The organism is Pseudomonas sp. 43(2021), assembly GCF_017490805.1.
Taxonomy (GTDB): Bacteria; Pseudomonadota; Gammaproteobacteria; order Pseudomonadales; family Pseudomonadaceae; genus Aquipseudomonas.
In genome coordinates, this window is sequence record NZ_JAFGYJ010000476.1 from 1 (window position 1) to 457 (window position 457).

Here is a 457-nt window from a genome sequence, read left to right on the forward strand (position 1 = left end):
GTTCCTTACTATAAACTGAGGACAGCTATGAAAATCGTGACCTACTTGGGTTTCACGGTGGCCGCCACCATCATTTCAATGTCAAATCTCGGCGCGGCGTTTGCCTATGACGACTTGCCGAAGCCGCCTCCGCCGCCGGAGGGCTGGGTTCAACCGCCCAAGCCATCGGAAGGCACCGTTACGCGAGATGTGGAAAACCAGATCGCCCAGCGTTTTACCGCAGCCACCGGCGGCAATCCCAACGGGCTATTGTCGAAACAACAAGCCAAGGCAGCGGGCTGGGGGCTGGTCAGTGATCGCTTTTCGGACATCGATCGTGCAGGGACGGGCTATGTCAGGCTCGATGACGTGTTGCGTTTCATGTCGAAACGGACGCCTCAACGCGTCATGCGCATGAGAAATGCAACGAAACCGAATCCGTAGTTGTAACGTGGAGTAGATTCCCCGCTGCGTATAC

At 56.5% G+C, this 457-nt stretch carries 1 protein-coding gene; it reads left to right on the forward strand.

Annotated features, from left to right (window positions below; all coding sequences use genetic code 11):
* A partial coding sequence (locus J5M71_RS28250) for a hypothetical protein (RefSeq protein ID WP_207838924.1) occupies positions 1 to 423 on the forward strand: 423 nt, incomplete at its 5' end.
* Between the last annotated feature and the right edge of the window lie 34 nt (positions 424 to 457).